This window comes from Phenylobacterium sp. (assembly GCF_031425575.1).
Taxonomy (GTDB): domain Bacteria; phylum Pseudomonadota; class Alphaproteobacteria; order Caulobacterales; family Caulobacteraceae; genus Phenylobacterium.
Genome location: NZ_JANPJP010000126.1, coordinates 1 through 20,668, shown reverse-complemented (window position 1 = coordinate 20,668; position 20,668 = coordinate 1). Strand labels below are relative to the sequence as shown.

Sequence of the window (20,668 nt, the reverse complement as noted above, 5' to 3'; positions counted from 1 at the left end):
CCCTTCGTGGGTCCGCTGCGCGACTATGTGCTGGGCGCCCGGCTGATGAACGCTCAGGGTGAGGTCCTGCGGTTCGGCGGCACGGTGTTCAAGAACGTGGCTGGCTTTGACGCCTTTCGGCTGATGGCCGGCTCCCTCGGCTGTTTCGGCCCGATCCTGGACGTCTCCCTGCGCGTGACGCCCCGACCGCGCGCGGAACTGGCCCTGGTCTTCGAGATGGCGGGCGAGGCGGCGCGGACCTGGGTGACCGGACTGATGGGCCGCCCCCTTCCCCTGTCGGGCGCGTTCCATGACGGGCGCCGCCTGCACCTGCGGCTCTCCGGCGGCGAGGCGGGTGTCACGACGACGCGGGCCGAGCTGGGGGGCGAGGAAGAGCCGCTGGACACCTGGGACAACCTCCGCCACATGACCCACCCGGTGTTCGAGGACGCCGTCCTGTGGCGCGTCTCCCTGCCTCCCACGGGTTCGGCGGAGGGGTTCGAGACCACGGCCTGGGACTGGGCCGGCGGTCAGCGCTGGCTCACCGCGCCGGCCGTCGATCCGGCCGTCTGGGAGCGAGCCGCCAGGCTCGGCGGCCACGCCACTCTGTTCCGAGGTCAGGCGCCGAATGGCGAGGCTTTCCAACCGCTTGCCCCAGGCGTCCTCCACCTGCACCGGCGCGTGAAGGCGGCGCTTGACCCGTCGGGGATCTTCAATCCTGGCGCCATGTACGAGGGCCTCTAGATGAAGACCGTCATCCAGGCCCCCCTGGCCGGCACCACCGGCGGCGAGATCGCGGCCCAGGCCCTGCGCGCCTGCGTCCACTGCGGCATGTGCAACGCCACCTGCCCCACCTACCAGATCACCGGCGACGAGCTCGACGGGCCGCGCGGCCGCATCTACCTGCTGAAACAGGCGCTTGAGGGCCAGCCGGTCAGCCAGACGACGCTGAAGCATCTCGACCGCTGCCTCAGCTGCCGGGCCTGCGAAACCACCTGCCCCTCCGGCGTCCAGTACCACCGTCTCTACGATATCGGTCGCGAGGCGGTGGCAGGTGAGGTCAGCCGGCCCTGGACCGAGCGGCTGGCGCGGACGGTGATCCGCAGGGTGACCCGCTCGGCGGCCCTGCTGGGCGCGGCGCTGACCGTGGGCCGTCTCCTCCGCCCGATCCTGCCCCAGACACTTCAGGCGAAGATCACCCCGCGCATCCCAGCTGGCCCGCGCCCCGCCCCGCATCACGTCCGCCGGATGCTGATGCTCACCGGCTGCGCCCAGTCCGCGGCGGCCCCGCACTTCAACGCCGTCACCGCCCGCGTCTTCGACCGCCTGGGGGTCAGCCTGGTCGAAGCCCCCCGCGCCGGGTGCTGCGGGGCCGTCAGCTTCCATCTGGACGCGCCGCACGAGGGCGCAGCGGCCGCGCGCGCCAATATTGACGCCTGGTGGCCCGACATCGCGGCGGGCGCCGAGGCGGTGGTGGTCAATTCCAGCGGCTGCGCGGCCTTCATCAAGGACTATCCCGACGTCCTGCGCGACGACCCAGCCTATGCCGAGAAGGCCCGGGTCGTGGCCTCCCTGGTGCGCGATCCGGTCCAGCTGCTGTCGGTGGCCGACCTGGCGGCCCGTCGTAAGCCGGCCGAGCCCCGCATCGCCGTCCACGAGCCCTGCACCCTGCAGCACGGCCTGCGCCTGACCGGCGCCATCGGGACCCTGTTGCGCAGCCTGGACTACGACCCCCAGCCTGTGGCCGACGCCCACATCTGCTGCGGCTCGGCCGGCGCCTATTCGCTGCTGCAGCCGGAGATGTCGGGAAAGCTCAAAGACGCCAAGCTGGCCAACCTCAACGCCCACCAGCCGGCGGCCATCTACACCGCCAATATCGGCTGTTGGATGCACCTGGCCCCCGACTCCACCGCCCCTGTCCGGCACTGGCTGGAGGCCGTCGACGAGGTCACCCGGCCCTGACTCGCCGTTGACAGCCTGCCGCTGCGGCAGTCTCATGTCGCGATAAGCGGGCGGGCTCGACCACGTCGGCGCAAAGACATTTAGGGAAACGACCATGGCTGATTTTGGCGGCGCCGATCTCGACGCCTTCCGCGCCCAGGCCAAGACCTGGCTGGCGGAGAACTTCCCCCCGTCCCTGAGGAACCGCAGCGACATCGCCGCCGCCGAGGCGCCGGTGGCCGTCGAGGGCGACTACAAGCTCTGGAAGGAGCGCATGGGCGCCAAGGGCTGGGGCGTTCCCACCTGGCCGTCGGAATATGGCGGCGGCGGCCTGAACAGCGCCGAGGCCCGGGTGCTGCGCGAGGAGATGGCCGCGGTCGGCGCCTGGAACCCCATCGGCGGCATGGGGGTGATGATGTTCGGCCCCACCCTGCTGGAGTACGGCACCGAGGAACAGAAGCAGCGCCACATCCCGCCGATCGTCCGCGGCGAGCTGCGCTGGTGCCAGGGCTATTCCGAGCCGGGCTCGGGATCTGACCTCGCCAGCCTGCAGACCAAAGCTCAGGATAAGGGTGATCATTTCCTCGTAAATGGTTCAAAAATATGGACTTCTGGCGCTCAGTACGCCGACTGGTGCTTCTGCCTGACCCGCACCGATCCCTCCAAGAAGCATGAGGGGATCAGCTTCCTGCTGATCGACATGAAGACCCCCGGCGTCGAGCCGCGGCCGATCCTGCTGATCTCGGGGTCATCGCCGTTCTGCGAGACCTTCTTCACCGATGTGAAGGTGCCCAAGGAGAACCTGGTGGGGCCGCTGAACGGCGGCTGGACGGTGGGCAAGCGGCTGCTGCAGCACGAGCGCAATGGCCTGTCGGGTGGCGGCGGGGCGCCGGCGCGGAACAATCCGGCGGCGCTGCGCGAGATCGCCAAGCAATATATCGGCGTCGACGCCACCGGCCGGCTGGCCGACCGCGACTTCCGAACCCGGCTGATCGAGCAGGATATGAACGCCCGGGCCTATCAGCTCACCAACGCCCGGGTGGCCCTGGAGGCCCGCAACCAGAACGGCCCCAGCGCGGCCACCTCGATCATGAAGAACGCCTCCTCGAGCATCAATGTGAACCACGCCGAGATGGTGGTGGAGGCCATGGGCTATAACGGCCTGGCCTGGGCGGGCGACGAGTTCAGCGCCGAGGAACTGGCGGCCGCGCGGGCCTTCCTTCGGGTGAAGTCCGGGACGATCGCGGGCGGATCCTATGAGATCCAGAACAACATCATCTCCAAGCGGATCCTGGGTCTGCCCGACGCCTAAAGCGCCGCCATGGCCACCTCGACCGCCACTGTTGCAATGACCGACCTGCGGAGCGTGCTGAACGCCCGCGGCGGCCGAGGTCTGCGCGTCTTCGGATAGACCGCGGGATCAGGCTTGAGCCGTTCCCGGGCGCTCCGGGGACGTGAAACCACCGCCTGACATTCCCAAATCTATTCGGAGGAGCCGCCGTGCTTTCCCTCTATCAATCCAATGGGTTGGTCCACTGGACCGACCGTGAGATCCGCCTGCGCGACATGATGCAGGCCCACTTCGCCGCCGAGGTTTCGGCCTTTCTGACGGGCGCCAATCCCGCCTGGGACATCCGCCGGGTGGAGGCGCCGCAGCTGACGCCGCGCGAGCTGGTGTCGGACGCCTACGGGCCGGAGGACATCTTCTTCATCGACCGTGTGGGCGAGCATGAGGCCCAGCTGGTCCTGCGGCCGGAGACCACGCCCTCGACCTACGCCTACATGGCCCATCTGCTCAACAGCCACGCCAAGGTGCGCATGCCCTTGTGTATCTGGCAGTCCGGCAAGTCGTTCCGCCGCGAGCAGGACCAGGTGAGCAAGCACATGCGGCTCAAGGAATTCTGGCAGATGGAGTTCCAGTGCGCCTACACCGCCGACACCGCCAACGACTATCACGCCGCCAGCCTGGAGCCGGTGCGCCGCATGATCGAGGCCATGGTGCGTCTGCCCACCCGGATCGTGCCGTCGGATCGCCTGCCCGCCTATTCCCAGGTGACCAGGGATGTGGAGGTCGACAACGGCGACAAGTGGATGGAGGTCTGCTCCATCTCCCGGCGCACCGATTTCCCGCAGGCCGCCCGCTTCCCCACCAAGGGCGGTGAGGTGCGCGAGGTCGCCGTCCTGGTGCTGGAGATCGCCATCGGCCTGGACCGCTGCGTCTACAACTGGTGTGTCGCCGACGGCCGCTAGGCGCCCTGCCCCGGCCGGTGCGCCGGCCGGGGAAAAACCTCGCCCCGCTTCCCTTGGGTCAGCCCTGACAAGGCGTCCGTCTTGGCCCATTCTCCGTACCCAGAGAGCGGCGCCCGTGAGAGCGCCGCCGGGTGGAGGAAAGTCATGGCCTATTCAAAACCGGCGGTGTGGGGCGCGACCCTGGCCGCGGTGCTGCTGGCCTCGACGGCCCAGGCGGCGACCCTGACCGTCGCCCCCGGACCCGACGCCCAGGAGCGGCTGCAGACCGCCCTGCTCGACGCCAAGCCCGGCGATGTGGTGTCCCTCGCCGCCGGCCGCTTCGACTTCACCGACGGCCTCTCCCTGGACGTCGACAACGTCACGGTGACCGGCGCGGGGCAGGACAAGACGGTGCTCTCCTTCGCCGGCCAGAAGGGCGCGGGCGAGGGCCTGCTGATCACCTCGGACGGCGTCACGGTGCGCGACCTGACCCTGCAGGACAGCAAGGGCGATGGCGTCAAATCCAAGGGCGCCGACCGCATCAGCTTCGTCAGCCTGACGGTGCAGTGGACCGGCGGCCCCAAGGAGACCAACGGCGCCTACGGCGTCTATCCAGTCTCCTCCACAAATGTGCTGATCGACAAGGTCACCGTGCGCGGCGCTTCGGACGCCGGCATCTATGTCGGCCAGTCGAAGAACATCATCGTCCGCAACAGCCTGGCGGAGTTCAACGTCGCCGGCATCGAGATCGAGAACTCCACCGACGCCGACGTGTTCGACAATGTCGCCACCCACAATACCGGCGGCATCCTGGTGTTCGACCTGCCCGGCCTGCCGGTGATGGGCGGCCACTCCACCCGCATCTACCGCAACAAGGTGGTGGACAACGACACGGCCAACTTCGCGCCGAAGGGCAATATCGTGGCCAGTGTGCCGGTCGGCGTCGGGATCATGCTGATGGCCAACCGCGACGTCCACGTGTTCGACAACGACATCTCTGGCAACCAGACCAGCGCCGTGATGCTGATCGCCTTCAGCCGCAGCTTCGACGACAAGAGCTACAATCCCCTGCCGCGGGACATCGTGGTGCGGGACAACCGGCTGGGGCGCAACGGCTGGCTGCCGGGCCTGCCCGGCGGCAAGATGCTGGCCGCGGCCATGGGCGGCGCTGTGCCACCTATCCTGTGGGACGGCGTCGCCACCTATGCCGGCTACGACGGCCCCGCCCCGCGCCTGTACCTGAAGGATGGTCCGGTGCTGAACCTGAACCTGCCCAAGGCCGGTGATGTCGAGGCCGCCAAGCCGACGGTCACCGCCACCCTGGGCTCGCCGGGCCTGCCGGAGCGTGCGGCCGTCGTGCTGCCGGCCGGCCAGGACAAGCCCGCCCCATGATCCGTCTCGCCGCTCTGCTGGCGGCGGTCCTGTCGCTTGGGGCGGCGCCCAAGCCCGCGCCCGTAGCGCTGGACGCGCTGCTGGCCGAGGCGCCCGCGCAGAACCTGGACGCCTACCGGCTGTTCACCGATCAAGGCGGGCGGGCTCCCAACGCCGGCCTGACGCCCTATGCCCTGAACACCCCACTGTTCAGCGACCACTCCGAAAAGTCCCGCTTCCTTTTCCTGCCGCCGGGAACCCAGGCGACCTATGCCGCCACGGGCGCCCTCGCCTTCCCGGTGGGCGCGACCCTGGTGAAGACCTTCGCCTACCCCGCCGACCTGCGGAAACCGGGGGACCAGGTGCGGTTCATCGAGACCCGCCTGCTGATCCACAAGCCCCAGGGCTGGGTGGCCCTGACCTATGTCTGGAACCCAGAGCAAACCCAGGCGGTGCTGAAGCGCGCCGGGGCGCGGCTGCCAGTCTCGGTGATCGATCGCGCCGGCAGGCCGCTGACCATCGACTACGCGGTCCCCAACACCAACCAGTGCAAGGAGTGCCATTCCCTCTCCGGGGTGTTGGCGCCCATCGGTCCCAAGGCGCGCAACCTGAATGGCGAACTTGCCTATGGGTCGCGCCGCGAGAACCAACTGGCCCATTGGACGAGGACGGGCCTGCTGGCCGGAGCACCCACCCCACGCACGGCGCCCCGCACGGCGGTCTGGAACGACCCGGCCGAGCCCCTGGCCGAGCGGGCGCGGGCTTATCTCGACGGCAATTGCGGCCACTGTCACAACCCCGAGGGCATGGCGAGCAACTCCGGGCTCTTCCTTCACCTGGAGGAGACCGACCCGGCCAACCTGGGCGTCCGCCGGCGGCCGGTCGCGGCGGGGCGCGGGTCCGGCGGCCTCGAATTCGATATCGATCCGGGCCGTCCTGAAACCTCCATCCTGCTGCACCGCATGAAGTCCCGCGAACCGGGCGTGATGATGCCGGAGCTAGGCCGTTCCCTGGTGGACGAGGACGGCGTGGCGCTGGTCGCCGACTATCTACGGAGCCTTCCGGCTTCGCGTTGACACCCACCCCGGGGAGGCCTCTCGTCGCCACAGGGCGACGGCAAGAGCGCCCCAAGAGGAAACGAAGGTCATGGTCTACATCCTGGGCGGCTGGCAGAGCGACTTCTCGAAGAACTGGGCGCGCGAGCAGATGGACTTCGCCGACGCCTTCGCCGAGGTGGTGGGCGAGGGCCTGGCCGCCGTGGACCTGGAGCCCAAGGACATCGACACAGGCCACGTCGGCAACTTCGTCGGCGACCTGTTCGCAGGGCAAGGCCTGCTGGGCGGGTTCTTCGGTCTGGTTCACCCCGGCTTCGACGGCATGCCCACCTCGCGCCATGAGGCGGCCTGCGCCTCGGGCAGCGTGGCGATCCTGGCGGCCACCGCCGAGATCGAGGCCGGCCGCTATGACACCGCCTGCGTCGTGGGGCTGGAGATGATGCGCAACGTCTCAGGCCAACAGGCGGCCCAGAACCTGGGCGCCGCTGCCTGGGCCGGGCACGAGTTCCAGGACGCCACCTATCTGTGGCCCAAGGCCTTCTCCGACCTGGGCGAGGAATACGATCGCCGCTGGGGGCTGAAGTACGAGCACCTGATGCGCATCGCCGAGATCAACTTCGCCAACGGCCGCAAGAACCCCAACGCCCAGACGCGGGCCTGGGCCTTCAACGACAAGAGCTTCACTGACGACGATGCGGCCAATCCGGTCGTCGAGGGCATGATCCGCAAGAACGACTGCGGCCAGGTGACCGATGGCTCGGCCGTGGTCTTCCTGGCTTCGGAGAAGGCCGCCAAGGACTATGCCGACAAGCGCGGCGTGGCCCTGGAGAGCCTGCCGCAGATCAAGGGCTGGGGGCATCGGTCAGCTCCCATCAGCTATGACCGCAAGGTGCGCGCCAGCGCGGGCGAGCCGTATGTCTTCCCGCAGGTCAAGCGGGCCATCGACGAGGCCCGCGCCCGGGCCGGCATCGACGACCTCAGCCAGGTTCACGCCGTGGAGACCCACGACTGCTTCACCACCACCGAGTACATGGCCATTGAGCACCTGGGCCTGACCGCGCCGGGCGAGGCCTGGAAGGCGGTGGAGGATGGCTCCATCGAGATCGGCGGCCGCCTGCCGATCAATCCCTCCGGCGGCCTGATCGGCGGCGGCCATCCGGTGGGCGCCACGGGTGTCCGCATGACTCTGGACGCCTACAAACAGGTGACCGGCAAGGCCGGCGACTATCAGGTGGAGGGCGCGAAAACCGTCCAGACCCTGAACATCGGAGGCTCCACCACCACCACGGTCAGCCTTGTGGTGGGGATCTAACATGGAAATCTCGCAACTGTTGCTGCTGAACGCCGGGGTCTCCGCCGCCCTGTTCATCGCGCTGTGGCTCTATTCGATCCGCATCCAGGACCCGAGCTTCATCGACAGCTGGTGGCCGCTGGGCATGGTGGTGATGGCCTGGACCAGCTACCTGATCACCGGCGGACGCGGGCCGCACGCGGCCCTGCTGACCGGGCTCTGCGCCATCTGGGGCATGCGGCTCGGAGTCTATCTGCTCTGGCGCTGGCGCAAGCATGGCGCTGACCGCCGCTACGCCACCATGATGGGCAAGGCCAAGCTGGAGCGCGGCTGGGACTATCCCAAGGCCTCCCTGCTGCTGGTCTTCGCCCTGCAGATGCCGTTGCAGTTCGTGGTCTGCCTGCCCGTCCAGCTGGGCCAGATCCAAACCACCACCGACCTGGGCGCCCTCGCCTGGGCCGGCGTCGCGCTGGCCGTCGTGGGCATAGCCTTCGAGAGCGTCGGCGACTGGCAGCTCGTCCGGTTCAAGGCCGACCCCGCCAACAACGGCAAGGTGCTGGACACCGGCCTGTGGCGCTACACCCGCCACCCCAACTATTTCGGCGACGCCTGCGCCTGGTGGGGCCTGTGGCTGATCGCCGCCGACACGGGCCTGGTGGGGGCCGCCTCCATCGTCGGCCCGGTGCTGATCACCTTCCTGCTCACCAAGTGGAGCGGCGTGCCAACGGTCGAGGGCCGCATGCGCCGCAAGCGCCCGGACTACGAGGCCTATGTGGCGCGGACCTCGGGCTTTGTGCCGATGCCGCCGAAGAAGGTGGTGAGGTAGCGCAGTCCGATCTTTCCTGCCCGTTTACGGGGAAGGGGGACCGCCTGAAGGGTGGTGGAAGGGGCAGCCTCAGTCTCGCCCCCCACCATGCTACGCATGGTCCCCCTCCCCCGCTGCGCAGGGGAGGAAAGAGGCCAACGCTAGGCGCTCAGCATATCCCTCGGCGCCCAGACCGCGTGGGTGCCGCTGCACAGCTTGTGCGGCAGCTTGATGCGGCAGACCGGGCCGGCGGCGATGTCCTTGGCGTCCAGCAGGATGCACTCCGACGTCCCGGCGTTCTCGTCGGTGAGGAAGCTGACGAGGTAGCCGTCGTCCTCATCCACCGCGCCAATGCGAGGGCAGAAGGGCGCCTCGCTGGCATAGACACCCTCGGGCAGCATGAACTCGCTGCTCTCTCCGGTCTCCAGGTCGTGCTTCACGAAGCCGCGGAACAGGAACCAGCCGACCTCGGCCACCGTGGAATAGGCGTAGCGGTACTTCCGCCCGGCATAGCGGGCGTTGATCATGCCGAACTCCAGGATGCGGTCGTCCAGGTGGCCCTCGGTGGTCTCGCCCGTCGCGAGGTTGAAGCGCCAGCGGTGCAGCTTGGGCTTGAACCGGTGCTCGTCGAGATAGGCCATCATGTGCTCGAAGCCGGGGGGCGCCTCCCGGTTCGGCTCCGGCGTCGGGTCTTCCTGGAAATAGCCGTCCAGCACGATCTCATCGCCCTCCTCATAGGCGTTCAGCCAGTGCAGGACGTAGGTCGGGGCCGCCTCGAACCAGCGGATCTCGCCGCCGTGGCGCGGGACGATGGCGAAGCGCGAGGGGACACCCTCGTGCAGCCGCACCGCGTGGATGTTCCGCTCCAGCAGCTTGGCGTCCCAGAACACCGGCAGGTCGTTGAGGATCGAGTAGTGGGTGGTGAAGGCCATGTCGTGCGGCAGGCGCGGACCCGGCAGCGGGATGGGCATGTAGGTCTTCAGCCGGTTGTCGGGGCCCACCACGCCATAGTGCATGTAGGGGGCGTGCTTGGAGTAGTTGAAGAACATCAGCTCGCCGGTGGCCTCATCCACCTTGGGATGGGCGCTGACGCCGTCGATCGGCACCCAGCTCTCCAGGCCTTCCTGCTCCAGGGTCAGAGGATCCAGGCGGTAGCCCTCCCCGCACTGATAGAAGGTCGACAGCACCTTGCCGGCGTGGACCACGACATCGGTGGAAGACGAGTCCTTCAGGAAGCCGTGCGCGCCCCAGCCCGGACGCTTGGCCAGTTGGACGGGGTCGGCCAGGCCGCCCCAGAGCGAACCGGCCGCCTCCTGCTCGGCCTCGAAGCCGCGGGTGCGGACGAAGCGGTTGCGGTAGCTGGCCTGCCCGTCCCGGAACTCGATCTGGTGGATCATCCCGTCGCCGTCGAAGGGATGGAAGCGGCCCAGGGGCTGCTGCACCTGGTTCTCGGTGTTGCGCAGGTAGACGCCATCGAGGTCGGCGGGGATGGCGCCGTGGGTCACCTCCAGGTCGGTGGCGTTGACCTCCTCATGCAGCGGTGTCCAGGCCCCGTTGAGATAGGGATGGTTGCTGGGCAGCAGGCTGGTGACGACAGGCGGAAGCCGTTCGACCTTCATGATTGCGCGTCCTCGGTTGCGGGGCCCTTCTCAGACGGGGCCATCGGGCGACCCTAGCGGCGTCGCCACGCCGGAGCGAGGGCGCCGTAGGGGCAATTTCAGGCGTTTTGAGCCGCGCCGGAAAAGAATCTCGCGCCCCGGCGAGAAAAAAATCAGGCGTATCCTCCCCGACATGCTTAACACGCCGTACGCCCCGCCGAGGTGGAGTCTCGCTGAATCGCACGAGAGTCATGGGTCGGACGCCCGCACCCCCATAGACTCTTGCCGCCGTTCGTTATGACTTTTGGTGAATCAAACTTAAGGAACAGCCAGAGTATTCCCTAGATTCATTTCTCCGACATCTTCGCGTAACGATTCAAAAACCCTGCCCCACTACAACGGTGACAGAGCAAAAATGCTTGCGGTCACCAAAACGGTGAACGAAACCTAAAAGTGGGGTTTTTTGAGATGCCGAATAGCGTCAATACCAACGTCGGGGCGATGGTCGCCCTTCAGAACTTGAACCAGACCAGCTCCGAGCTGATGACGGTCCAAAACCGCATCAACACCGGTAAGAAGATCGCCTCGGCGAAGGACAACGGCGCCATCTGGGCCATCGCCCAGAACCAGCGCGCCACCTCCGGCTCCCTGAACGCGGTCAAGGACTCCCTTCAGCGCTCGCAGTCGACCGTGGACGTGGCCATCGCCGGTGGCGAAGCCGTCTCCGATCTGCTTCTGCAGATGAAGGAAAAGGCCTTGGCGGCCTCCGACTCCAGCCTGGATACGGCGTCGCGGACCGCCCTGAACGACGACTTCAACGCTCTGCGCGACCAGATCGGGAAGTCGGTTTCGAACGCCACGTTCAACGGCGTGAACATGATCAGCGCCACCGGCACCACCATCGCCGCCCTGGCCAATGACGACGGCAGCTCGAAGATCACGGTCCAGGCCCAGGACCTGTCCCTGGCCGGCATCAGCCTGAGCACGGGCTCGATTTCGACCCAGACGACGGCCGCAGCCATGATCGCCACCGTCGGTACAGCGATCTCCACGGTCTCGACCGCTCTGTCGAAGATGGGTACGGGCTCCAAGTCGCTCGGCGCTCACCTGACCTTCGTCAGCAAGCTCCAGGACTCGATCGACGCCGGGGTGGGTAACCTCGTCGACGCCGACCTGGCCAAGGAAAGCGCGCGACTGACCTCGCTGCAGACCAAGCAACAGCTTGGCGTGCAGGCGCTCTCGATCGCCAACAGCTCGTCTTCGGGTCTGCTCAGCCTCTTCCGCTAAGCGCCCACCACAACTCCAGTACGTGTAAGGAGGGGAGGTCTCGCAAGAGGCCTCCCCTTTTTGCTGCGCGTCGCGGCTGCCCCCTGGGAGCGACCTGCCGCACGCCCCCTTCGTCGCCTTCAATCCCGAACGGCTGCACAGACCCCGATCAGGTCCGGGACCTCCTGGGCGGGCCGAACGCCACCGAAGCTGCGGTAGACGTTGCAGAGAGCCGCGTTGTGGTTCTGGTCCCGGCGGGCGGCGGCGCCATCGGCCACCATGATCACCCGCAGTCCCAGCGTGCAGGGCATCGCGGGCCGCGGATCGCGGCAGATGCTGGTCAGTGTCCCGATCACCAGCACGGTGTCGATCCTTCGCGCCTCCATCACCGGCGGCAGGGTCGATCGATATGGAAAGAAGGCGCTGGTGGCCGAACCAGGAACTCGCCAGAGCCTTTCAGCAGGCTCCCCTGGCCACCGCTGGCCGCGTGAGGGGAAGCCGTCAGGACGGCGGCAGCGCGATGGTACCGCCTCTCAGGCTTGAACTGAGGACCTCCGGTTCCACAAACCGGCGCTCTAACCAACTGAGCTAAGGCGGCGCATCGCGAAGGCGTGTTCTAGTCGGGCGTGGCGCCGGGATCAAGCGGCGGGCGACCGCAGCGCGGCCCTAAATCGCCAGCGTCCGGGCAAGGTCTGCCCCGAGGTGAGGCGCACGGCGCAATCCCCGCAGCATTTGGTCTCCACCTCACCGACGGCCCTGCGATTGACCAGACGCGAGCTCTCTTCCCGTCGATCGGCCCCCGCGCCGTCATCGGCCCAGCATAGCGCAAAGAAAAGCCCCGGAGGCGAACCTCCGGGGCCAATCTGTTCTTGCAGGGGAGCCCTTAGGCTCAGCCCTTCGGTAGAACCCAGCGAAGGGGGATACGAACCGTACCGCCTTCGATCGGGGCGCCGTCCAGGGTCTTCGGCTTCATCTTGAAGAGCTTGGAAGCCCTCAAGGTGGATTCGCCGAAGCCGTAGTCCGGCGGATCTTCCGACACCACCGAGCAGTTCTCGAGCGAGCCCCGCGCGGTGACCGTGCAGCTGATCGTCGCGCGGCCCTCCACGTTCATCCGCTGAGCCCGGTCCGGGAAGTACCGGGCCAACTCTTCGGCGTTGGGACGACGCGACCAGTCAGGGTTGCTGATGACCGAGGGGCGCGGAGGCGCCACGGGAGCCGGAGCCGGGGGCTTCGGTTCCTCGATCCGCTTCTCGACCGGCGGAACCGGCAGAGGGGGAATCGTCGGCATATCAGCCGGCACGTTGACCGGAGGCCGCGGTTGCAGCTTGGGTGGCGGCGGCGGCGGGGTGTTCGGCGGCGGAGGCGGCGGAGGCGGGGGCGGAGGCGGAGCGGGCTTGATGATCGCCACGTCCGTAACTTCGTCCGAGTACTCCTTGAACTCCGACTGGAATTTAGCCTTCCAGAGATAAACGCCGACCACACCGTGGACGATGACAGAGCCAACGATGGCGGCAGTCACCCCGTTGTTGCGCTTCTTACGCGGCGGATCAAAGGGGTTGTGCCCGGGGTGGGTGATGTCTTCAGCCATGCTCCACCCCTACTTATCTTCGCCGATCAGCGCCACGCTATAAAACCCGTTGTCCTGGAGCTGGTTCATCACGCCCATGAAGTCCCCGTAGAGGACCCCTTTGTCGGCGCGGATGAAGATCCGCTCTTTCTCCGGATTGCGCTTGTTGCCGATGTTCTTCCGCAGGTCATCACCCAGGGTCGCGATGTCAGAGGGAATGTCCCCAATGAAAAGACGACCGGATTCCTGGATGGATATGTAGACCGGCTTGGGAGGGTTGGTAGACGGCGGGGCCACCGCGTTGGGAAGTGCGACCTTCACCGTTACGGCGGCCATGGGTGCCGCCACCATGAAGATGATCAGGAGGACCAGCATGACGTCCACGAAGGGCGTCACATTGATCTCGCTGTTCGCTTCCACGGCGTACCTGCCACCCCCAGAACCTGAGAGTTTGGCGCCCATGGTGCTTAGGCCCCTTTGTCGAGCTGCCGGGAGATGCCGTTCATCAGCTCAGCCACAAACCCTTCCGTACGCGCACCGTAAGCGGAGATGCGGGTCTGGAAGTAGTTGTAGAAGATAACCGACGGGATGGCGGCGAACAGGCCGATACCGGTGGCCAGCAGCGCCTCGGCGATACCGGGGGCGACGACGGCCAGGTTGGTCGTGTTGGTGTTCGCGATCCCGATGAACGAGGTCATGATCCCGTAGACGGTGCCGAACAGACCGATGAACGGACCGGACGAACCGACCGAGGCCAGGAACTGCATGCCGCTGGAGAGACGACCACCGAGCGACGCCTGGACGGCGGCGACAGCGTTCTCGGCGCGGTGGATGACCGCGTCACGGTGAGTACCGTTGATGGCCAGACCGGCTTGGCGCGACAGTTCGACTTCTTGGGCGGCCGCGGCGGCCATATCGGCCAGCGGGTTGCCTTCGAATTCGTCTGACATGCCGATACGGCCCATGTCGTTGATGGTCTTGGCGGTGCGGAAGGCTTCAAGGAAGCGGTCCGTCTGGCGGTTAAGAGCGCCATACTCGAGCAGCTTGGTGACCAGCAGTGTCCACGAGAAGATGGAGCAGAGCACCAGGCCGATCATGACCACCTTAACGACCAGGCCAGCGTCCATGGCCATCTGGATGACGCTGAGCTTGCCAGCGCTTTCCATTTGGGGCGGAGCAGCTTCTTCGGCCGGAGCGGCCGGAGCAGCGGTAGCGGCGGCGGCGGCGTCAGCCGGAGCAGCGGCGGGAGCCGCAGCGGCGGCGTCAGCAGCAGGGGCGGCCGGTGCGGCGGCATCCTGCGCGAACGCCGGCGCGCTCGTCATCAGCACCAGGGCGCCGAAGAGAGCGATGAAAGGAGTCGTTCGTTTGTTGTCGAGCATCTGTCGCCAGTTCCTGATTGGTCTAGCACGTTTGGACCGAGGGTCGTCGCGCGAGAGCGTGTCCACCCCAATTGAAATTGCCCGCAGTCCCGCTCGTAACCACGAGAGGAACGACGGAGCCGCAATCGCTGCGCCCGACCCGTAACCCGCGCCGCCATTTGGCGACCTCGTGTTCCGTGGACGGGAGCGACCTCGCCTGCCCCGAGGGGAAGTTGAAGTCTTACCGCTATGTTAGACGTGCGGCAGGGGTGCTTTGGCAACCCCTTTTCCAAGCGTCAAGGGGGCTTACCGCCAAGCGTAACCATACCGGCGCCATAGACGATACGGTATTGCTGCACCGCACAACGCGATCCACAAGTAATCCTGATCGTTTTTCTACTAGCGAGGGAATTTCTGCGCTGCAATGCAGCATTTTCGGCGGAACATGGGTCTTGAAATAACACGGTCGCCGAACAGCCCGGAGGTCTTCACGCCTGAAATTCGGTCAGGTCGCGGTACGGCTCGGGAAATGGGAGTCTGGGGCTCAGGCGTCAAGACCCATCCGCACGAGTCGTCGGCTGAAGTCGACCGTCATGGCCCGCCGGCCACAGTCGAGGCCGCCGCCTGGGGCTGCGTCCGTTGCACGCGCGACACCTCCGCCCAGGAGGGCGGCCAACCTCAGCCTAGAAGCTGTATGTGATACCGGCGCGAAGTGTGCGGCCCGGCAACGGGGCGATGTCCTTCAGGAAGGAGGCGTGCTCGCGAGCCTCCTCGTTGGTCAGGTTGCGGCCATCCAGGAAGACCCTGAAGTCCTGATCGGCCAGAGGCCGGTAAGAGACCCGGGCGCTCAGCAGGGTGTAGGCGTCGGTGGGCGGCTCGAACGCGCTGATGCGATCCTGCTCGCCGACATGGCGAACCTCCACCTGGCCCTCCACGCGCGGCGCGGTCCACAGGACGCGCCCCGTCACCGAATAGGGGGGGATTCGCGCGGGCGGTCCGCTGTCGGTCTGGCCGTGGACGTAGTCATAGGCGCCCTGCAGGGCCAGGACGCCGTCACCATGGCGCCAGACGTCGTAGGTCCCCTCCAGCTCGCCGCCGTAGAAAGTGGCGTCGGACTGGATGAAGCGCACCACCGGCAGCTCGCCGGCCGGATCAAGCGCCCCGGAGTCGTCCACCATGTCGCCGGTGCGCGCCTCGTCGATGAAGCCCTGGTAGGCGGCTCGGTAGAGGTGAGCCTCGACCTTGCCGTTTTGGCCGGTCCAGCGAAGCGTCGCCTCCAGGGAGGTGACCTGCTCGGCGTCGAGGGTGGGGTCGCCGATCTCATAGGACCCTGTGCCGCCGTGCGGTCCATCGGCGAAGAGCTCGAACTCGGTGGGAGCCCGGGCGTTGTGCGCCACGCTGAGACCCAGGAACCAGGCGGAAGCCGGCCGCCAGAAGACGGCGACGGAGGCCGAGGCGTTGGTGAAGTCCTGCTTGCCCGACGCCGTGGTCCAGTCGATCCCGTAGCCCGCCGCGGCGTCGCTGGTGGGACGGCCCCGGAGATCAGCCTCGAGGGTGCGGGTGTCGATCCGCAGCCCGCCCTCCACGCCCCAGGCGTCGCGGTCCAGGCGCTGCAGCATGAAGGCGCCCCGCTCGCCGATCTCAACGGCTGGGATGAAGGCCTCGCCGCCGAGAGCCTGGAAGTCACGGCCCAGGAGTTGGAGGCCGAAGGCCCCCTTCCAGCCGTCGCGTTCGCGCTGCACCAGCTCGACCCGGCCCTCGGCCCCCTTGGACAGGAAGGTGGTTCCGATCGCGCCGGTGTCGACCTCGATCTCCTGGTGTTCGTAGTCCGCATAGCCGACGGACACGCGGACCGTCTCGAAGGGCCCCTGGTCCAGTATCGTCTCGCCGCGCACATCGTAGCGGGTCTGCTTCAGGTCGATGAAGACCGGACCCTCTTCCGGCGGCGGGCCCACCTGAACGATCTGCGGGAACGGGACGCCATAGTTGGTTTCGGTGCGCTTGATAGAGGCGCCGATAAAGCCGGTGTCGCCGACATAGGAGACCCCTGCCCCATAGGCCGTGAGGTCCACCGAGGTGTTGCGGACGGCGCGGTCTGGCAGGGCGGTGACGCCGTTGGCGGCTTCGTACCGGGTGGAGACCGGATTGACCGGGGTGTCGTAATCGCCGCTTTCGCGCCGGACGGCGTCCAGGGCCATGACCCAGGGCCCCTGCCCCGCCTTGAGACCCGCGGACACCGCATAGGAATCATCCCCCGAACCGTAGGAGGCGGACACATGGCCGTCCGCGCCACCCTGGGCCGCCGCCGAGGGCACACGCTCGTCAAGGATGTTAACCACCCCGCCGATGGCCGAGCCGCCATAGGCCAAGGTCGAGGGGCCGCGCAGGATCTCGATGCGCGAGGCGTCACCGGGATCGGAGGCCACGGCGTGGTCCGGAGACAGCGAACTGGCGTCCACCAGGCCGACGCCGTTCTGCAGGATCATGACACGCGGGCCCGACAGGCCCCGGATGATCGGCCGGCTGGCGCCGGGGCTGTAGGAGGTGGACCTAATCCCGGGCATGCCGTTCAGCAGGTCGCCGATCCCCACCGGCGGCGCTGTGGCCAACTGCTCCTGGGTGATGATGTTGATGTGGGTGGTGGCGCTGTCCAGGGACACCGCATAGGGCGCGCCGGTGACCACCAGCTCCGAGACCGTGGGGCCGCCCGCATCCTCGGCCATCGCCTGGCCGGCGCAGAGAGCAGACACGCCGACGGCGGCGAGAAGGAGTGTTTTGGCGCGCATGGGAGAACTCCAGGAAGCAGGTCGGAAGTTCCACTATGTTATATCATAACACCACTCAAGTGGTTTTGGTTTTGGAGCGCTGAGACGTCGAAGACGCTGCTGTCTTGAGCATGCGGCCATGAGATCCTCAACCTCGCGTCCTTCTCCCCTTGCGGGAGAAGGTGTCGGGCGAAGGCCCGACGGATGAGGGGTCGCGCTCCCCTCTCCGCGCGGACGGTAACGTCCGAACCCGATAGGTCTATCGACCCCTCATCCGACCCTGCTCCGCAGGGCCACCTTCTCCCGCAAGGGGAGAAGGATTTGTGTCGCCCTATCCCCGTCGCGCCACCCGCGTGAGGTAGTCCTTGCGGTTGAGGGGGTTGTTATCGGTGCGCGGGCGGCTGGGAGTTTCGCCGCGGACGGGCCGGTAGTGATCAAAGGCCGCCTCCAGCACCCCCTCCCCGCGTGTCAGGCCCGGTAGTTGCTGCTGCAGGTCATGGACCCTGGCCGCGGGGATGTCGCCCTCAAGCCAGCAGGCCGGGCCGCGCATCTCCGGAACGCCCGGCGCGGCGCCCAGCTTGGCCAGCACCGGAAGCATGGGTCCCAGCACATCGGCGGGAATCTCCAGGCCGAAGCGGTGGACCGGCTCGCAGACCTGGACGCCGGCCCGCTGCAGGGCGGCCATCAGCACCAGGGGCGTGAGGTTGCGGTGTTCCGATGGGGTGCTGGTGGCCCAGTCCCGATAGCGGATGCCGTGGGTCATGGTCACCTTGCAGTCGGTGACCCGCCATCCGTGCAGGCCCTGGCCCAGGGTCTCGCGGACGCTTTCCTCCACCGCCTTGTGGAAGGCCAGCGGCAGGGACCCGAACTCGACCTCCAGCTGGAACTCCACGCCGCTGTCCACGACGCCCGGCTCGACTCGCAGGCCGATGGTGGCGATGAAGGGATAGGGGGCCTGCTCCATGGCGGTCCCTACCCCCGTCGGGCGCTCGATACAGATCACCCGGGTCTCGCGGAACTCCGCCTCGACGCCGTAGTCCTTGGCTAGGGTTTCGCCGATCACCTCCTTCTGCACCTCGCCATAGAGAGAGACGAAAAGTTCCTGGCGCAGGTCATCCTGGCGCAGGTTGATCAGGGGATCCTGCTCGGCCAGTTGGACGAGCGCCGCGTGCAGCGCCCGCCCCTCCCCCGGATGGCGCGGATAGATCACCGTCTCCAGGGTGGGCGGGGCGAAGTGGTGGGTCGGGCCGCCCGTTCGCGGGACGCCGAGGTTGTCGCCGATCTGGATGTCGGCGAGGCCCCAGAGCTTGACGATCTGTCCCGCCGCCGCGCTGTCCGTGGCGACCGCCGGGCCGCGATCAAAGACGCTGAGGGCCGTGATCTTGGCTGTCCGGTCCTGGCCAAAGGTCAGCCAATCGCGCACATGGATCGTGCCGGAGAAGAGCCGCGCATAGGCGATCTTCTCCCCGGCCGGCCCGCGCTCCACCTTGAAGACCGTGCCGCAGACCGGCGCCTCGCCGTCGCCCTCGGCGGCCGGCAGCAGGGTGGTGATCCCCGCCATCAGCGCCTCGGTCCCCGCCCCAGTGATTGCCGAGCCCAGGAAGACCGGGTGGCACCGCCCTTGCCGCGTCTGCCGCCGCAACGCCTTGCGTAGACGCCCAGGGGAGATCGGCGCGCCGCCCACATAGTCGGCCATGAGCGCCTCGTCCTGCTCGGCTAGACGCTCGGAGAGCCGTTCGGCGTCGCCGGCGCCGAACGGAACGAAGGCCGCGTCCCGCTCGCCGGCGGCGCGGGCAACGCCCATCGGCGCGACGGCCGGGGTCAGGCGCTCGGTGATGGACCGCAGCACCCGCTCGGGATCGGCGCCGCGCCGGTCGATCTTGTTGATGAAGATCAGGGTGGGGATGCGCAGCCTTTGCAGCGTTCGCATCAGGACCCGGGTCTGGGCCTGCACCCCCTCCACCGCCGAGACCACCAGCACCGCGCCGTCCAGCACGCTCAGCACGCGCTCCACCTCGGCGATGAAGTCGGGGTGGCCGGGGGTGTCGATCAGGTTGACCGCCACCTCGCCCACGACGAAGGCCGCCACAGCCGCCTTGATGGTGATGCCGCGCCGCCGCTCCTGATCCAGGGAGTCGGTCTGGGTGTTTCCGCCGTCGACGCTGCCGATTTCGTCGATGACGCCGGCTGCGTATAGCAGCCGTTCTGTCAGGCTCGTCTTACCGGCGTCGACATGCGCCAGGATTCCCAAGTTTAAAGTCCGCATTCCGCCCCATGTCCTCTTGAAGGGTCAATCCCGTCTCGATGGTCATGAAGGGTCGGCGCATGGGTCTCTCCTTGGGGCGGTGGCCTCGTCTCTCAGTACAGATCACCCCGTTCTCTGGGGCAATCGAAATCTTGGCTACGGCGCGCCGCCGGTGCTGGCCTCGACGGCGGCCAGCGCCGTCAGGTTGACGATCCCCCGGGCCGTGACGCTGGGGGTCAGGACGTGGACCGGCTTGGACATGCCCAGCAGCATGGGCCCCACCAGCAGCGCATTGGTGGAGGCCTGGAGCAGGGTCAGGCTGATATTGGCCGCGTCCAGGTTGGGCATGACCAGCAGGTTGGCCGCGCCCTTCAGGCGGGAATCGCTGACCAGCCGATTGCGCTGGTACTCCAGCAGGGCGGCGTCGGCGTGCATCTCGCCGTCCACCTCCAGTTCCGGCGCCTGGGCGCGTAGCAGGGCCAGGGCCTGACGCATCTTCCGCGCGCTGGGGGAATTGGAGGCCCCGAAGCTGGAGTGTGAAAGCAGCGCCGCCTTCGGCTCGATGCCGAAGCCGCGAACCGTGTCGGCGGCCAGGCGGGTCATCTCGGCGATCTGATCGGCGGTGGGATCAGGGTTCATGTGCGTGTCGCAGATGAACAGCACCCCCTCCCGCGTGATCAGAGCCGACAGGGCGTGGATGCGGTCGATGCCCGGCCGGCGTGGGATGATGGGCATGACATAGGTCATGTGCTGCCACCAGTCGCCCGACCCGCCCACCAGGGCGGCGTCAACCTGGCCGCTCTCCAGCAGCATGGCCGCCGTGACCGAGGGCCGGCGCTCGACCCGGCGGGCGGCGGCGGCGGGCGGCGCGCCCCGGCGGCTGACCAGGGACTGGTAGCGGCTGATCAGCGGCGCCAGGAGCTCGTCGTCCTGGTTGGGGTCGAGGATCTCGATATGGGTGTCGAGCTTCATGCGCAGGCCCAGGGTGGCGATGCGGGCCAGGATGACTTCGCGGCGCCCCACCAGGACAGGCCGGGCCAGGCCCTCGTCCACCACCGTCTGAACGGCGCGCAGAACGCGGTCGTCCTCGCCCTCGGCATAGGCGACCTTCTTCATGGCCTTGCGGGCGGCCTCGAAGATCGGCCGCATCAACTGGCCCGACCGGTAGACGAACCGCTCCAGCTCGGTGCGATAGGCG

General features: G+C 67.6%; 16 protein-coding genes, 1 tRNA gene and 1 pseudogene. 9 read left to right on the top strand and 9 right to left on the bottom strand.

Translation table 11 applies throughout. The features are described from left to right. The 8 genes from RMO97_RS07260 to RMO97_RS07225 form a co-directional block, all read left to right on the top strand. Positions 1-723: FAD-linked oxidase C-terminal domain-containing protein (locus tag RMO97_RS07260; RefSeq protein ID WP_310539952.1), on the top strand; the 723-nt coding region annotated here is incomplete at its 5' end. Continuing rightward, positions 724-1,941: a glycolate oxidase subunit GlcF gene (glcF, locus tag RMO97_RS07255; RefSeq protein WP_310539950.1), complete on the top strand. Its 1,218-nt coding sequence runs from the start codon at positions 724-726 to the stop codon at positions 1,939-1,941. Positions 1,942-2,035: 94 nt separating this feature from the next. Continuing rightward, a complete protein-coding gene (locus RMO97_RS07250) occupies positions 2,036-3,232 on the top strand; it encodes an acyl-CoA dehydrogenase family protein (RefSeq protein ID WP_310539949.1) in 1,197 nt (398 codons plus the stop codon). Positions 3,233-3,420: 188 nt separating this feature from the next. After that, on the top strand, positions 3,421-4,170 hold the full coding sequence (locus RMO97_RS07245) for an aminoacyl--tRNA ligase-related protein (RefSeq protein ID WP_310539948.1): 750 nt from the start codon (positions 3,421-3,423) through the stop codon (positions 4,168-4,170). A gap of 144 nt (positions 4,171-4,314) precedes the next feature. Next, a complete protein-coding gene (locus RMO97_RS07240; protein WP_310539946.1) occupies positions 4,315-5,541 on the top strand; it encodes a parallel beta-helix domain-containing protein in 1,227 nt (408 codons plus the stop codon). Further along, a complete protein-coding gene (locus tag RMO97_RS07235) occupies positions 5,538-6,596 on the top strand; it encodes an SO2930 family diheme c-type cytochrome (protein WP_310539945.1) in 1,059 nt (352 codons plus the stop codon). The genes RMO97_RS07240 and RMO97_RS07235 overlap by 4 nt, the downstream gene beginning before the upstream one ends. Positions 6,597-6,666: 70 nt before the next feature. Then, positions 6,667-7,887 carry an acetyl-CoA acetyltransferase gene (locus RMO97_RS07230; RefSeq protein ID WP_310539944.1) on the top strand — a complete coding sequence of 407 codons (1,221 nt, stop codon included), beginning with the start codon at positions 6,667-6,669 and terminating at the stop codon, positions 7,885-7,887. A 1-nt stretch (position 7,888) separates the two neighbouring features. Then, entirely contained in the window at positions 7,889-8,692 is an 804-nt protein-coding gene (locus RMO97_RS07225) for a DUF1295 domain-containing protein (protein ID WP_310539942.1), read from the top strand. 140 nt (positions 8,693-8,832) lie between these two features. Here RMO97_RS07225 and RMO97_RS07220 read toward each other — a convergent pair whose 3' ends face one another. Next, positions 8,833-10,290 (bottom strand): carotenoid oxygenase family protein, encoded by a 1,458-nt coding sequence (locus RMO97_RS07220; RefSeq protein ID WP_310539940.1) that lies wholly within the window; start codon positions 10,288-10,290, stop codon positions 8,833-8,835. A gap of 447 nt (positions 10,291-10,737) precedes the next feature. Between RMO97_RS07220 and RMO97_RS07215 the strand changes: the two genes are divergently transcribed. Continuing rightward, positions 10,738-11,556, top strand: coding sequence for a flagellin (locus tag RMO97_RS07215; protein ID WP_310539938.1), 819 nt, complete (start codon positions 10,738-10,740; stop codon positions 11,554-11,556). A gap of 119 nt (positions 11,557-11,675) precedes the next feature. On the opposite strand, the pseudogene RMO97_RS07210 reads toward RMO97_RS07215, so the two are convergent. The 8 genes and pseudogenes from RMO97_RS07210 to RMO97_RS07175 form a co-directional block, all read right to left on the bottom strand. Then, positions 11,676-11,951, bottom strand: a pseudogene (locus tag RMO97_RS07210) (isochorismatase family protein); the annotation flags it as partial. A gap of 105 nt (positions 11,952-12,056) precedes the next feature. After that, positions 12,057-12,133: transfer RNA gene (locus tag RMO97_RS07205), tRNA-His, on the bottom strand. Positions 12,134-12,424: 291 nt separating this feature from the next. Then, positions 12,425-13,123, bottom strand: a complete 699-nt coding sequence (locus RMO97_RS07200) for an energy transducer TonB (protein WP_310539934.1) — start codon at positions 13,121-13,123, stop codon at positions 12,425-12,427. A gap of 9 nt (positions 13,124-13,132) precedes the next feature. Next, positions 13,133-13,564, bottom strand: a complete 432-nt coding sequence (locus tag RMO97_RS07195; RefSeq protein WP_310539933.1) for a biopolymer transporter ExbD — start codon at positions 13,562-13,564, stop codon at positions 13,133-13,135. Between the two features lie 5 nt (positions 13,565-13,569). After that, entirely contained in the window at positions 13,570-14,481 is a 912-nt protein-coding gene (locus tag RMO97_RS07190) for a MotA/TolQ/ExbB proton channel family protein (protein ID WP_310539931.1), read from the bottom strand. 662 nt (positions 14,482-15,143) lie between these two features. Beyond that, entirely contained in the window at positions 15,144-17,246 is a 2,103-nt protein-coding gene (locus RMO97_RS07185) for a TonB-dependent receptor domain-containing protein (protein WP_310539930.1), read from the bottom strand. 310 nt (positions 17,247-17,556) lie between these two features. Then, positions 17,557-19,491 carry a TetM/TetW/TetO/TetS family tetracycline resistance ribosomal protection protein gene (locus RMO97_RS07180; RefSeq protein ID WP_310539929.1) on the bottom strand — a complete coding sequence of 645 codons (1,935 nt, stop codon included), beginning with the start codon at positions 19,489-19,491 and terminating at the stop codon, positions 17,557-17,559. Positions 19,492-19,626: 135 nt separating this feature from the next. Further along, positions 19,627-20,668, bottom strand: a 1,042-nt coding sequence (locus RMO97_RS07175; protein WP_310539928.1) for a phosphate acyltransferase, incomplete at its 5' end; no start/stop codon positions are given.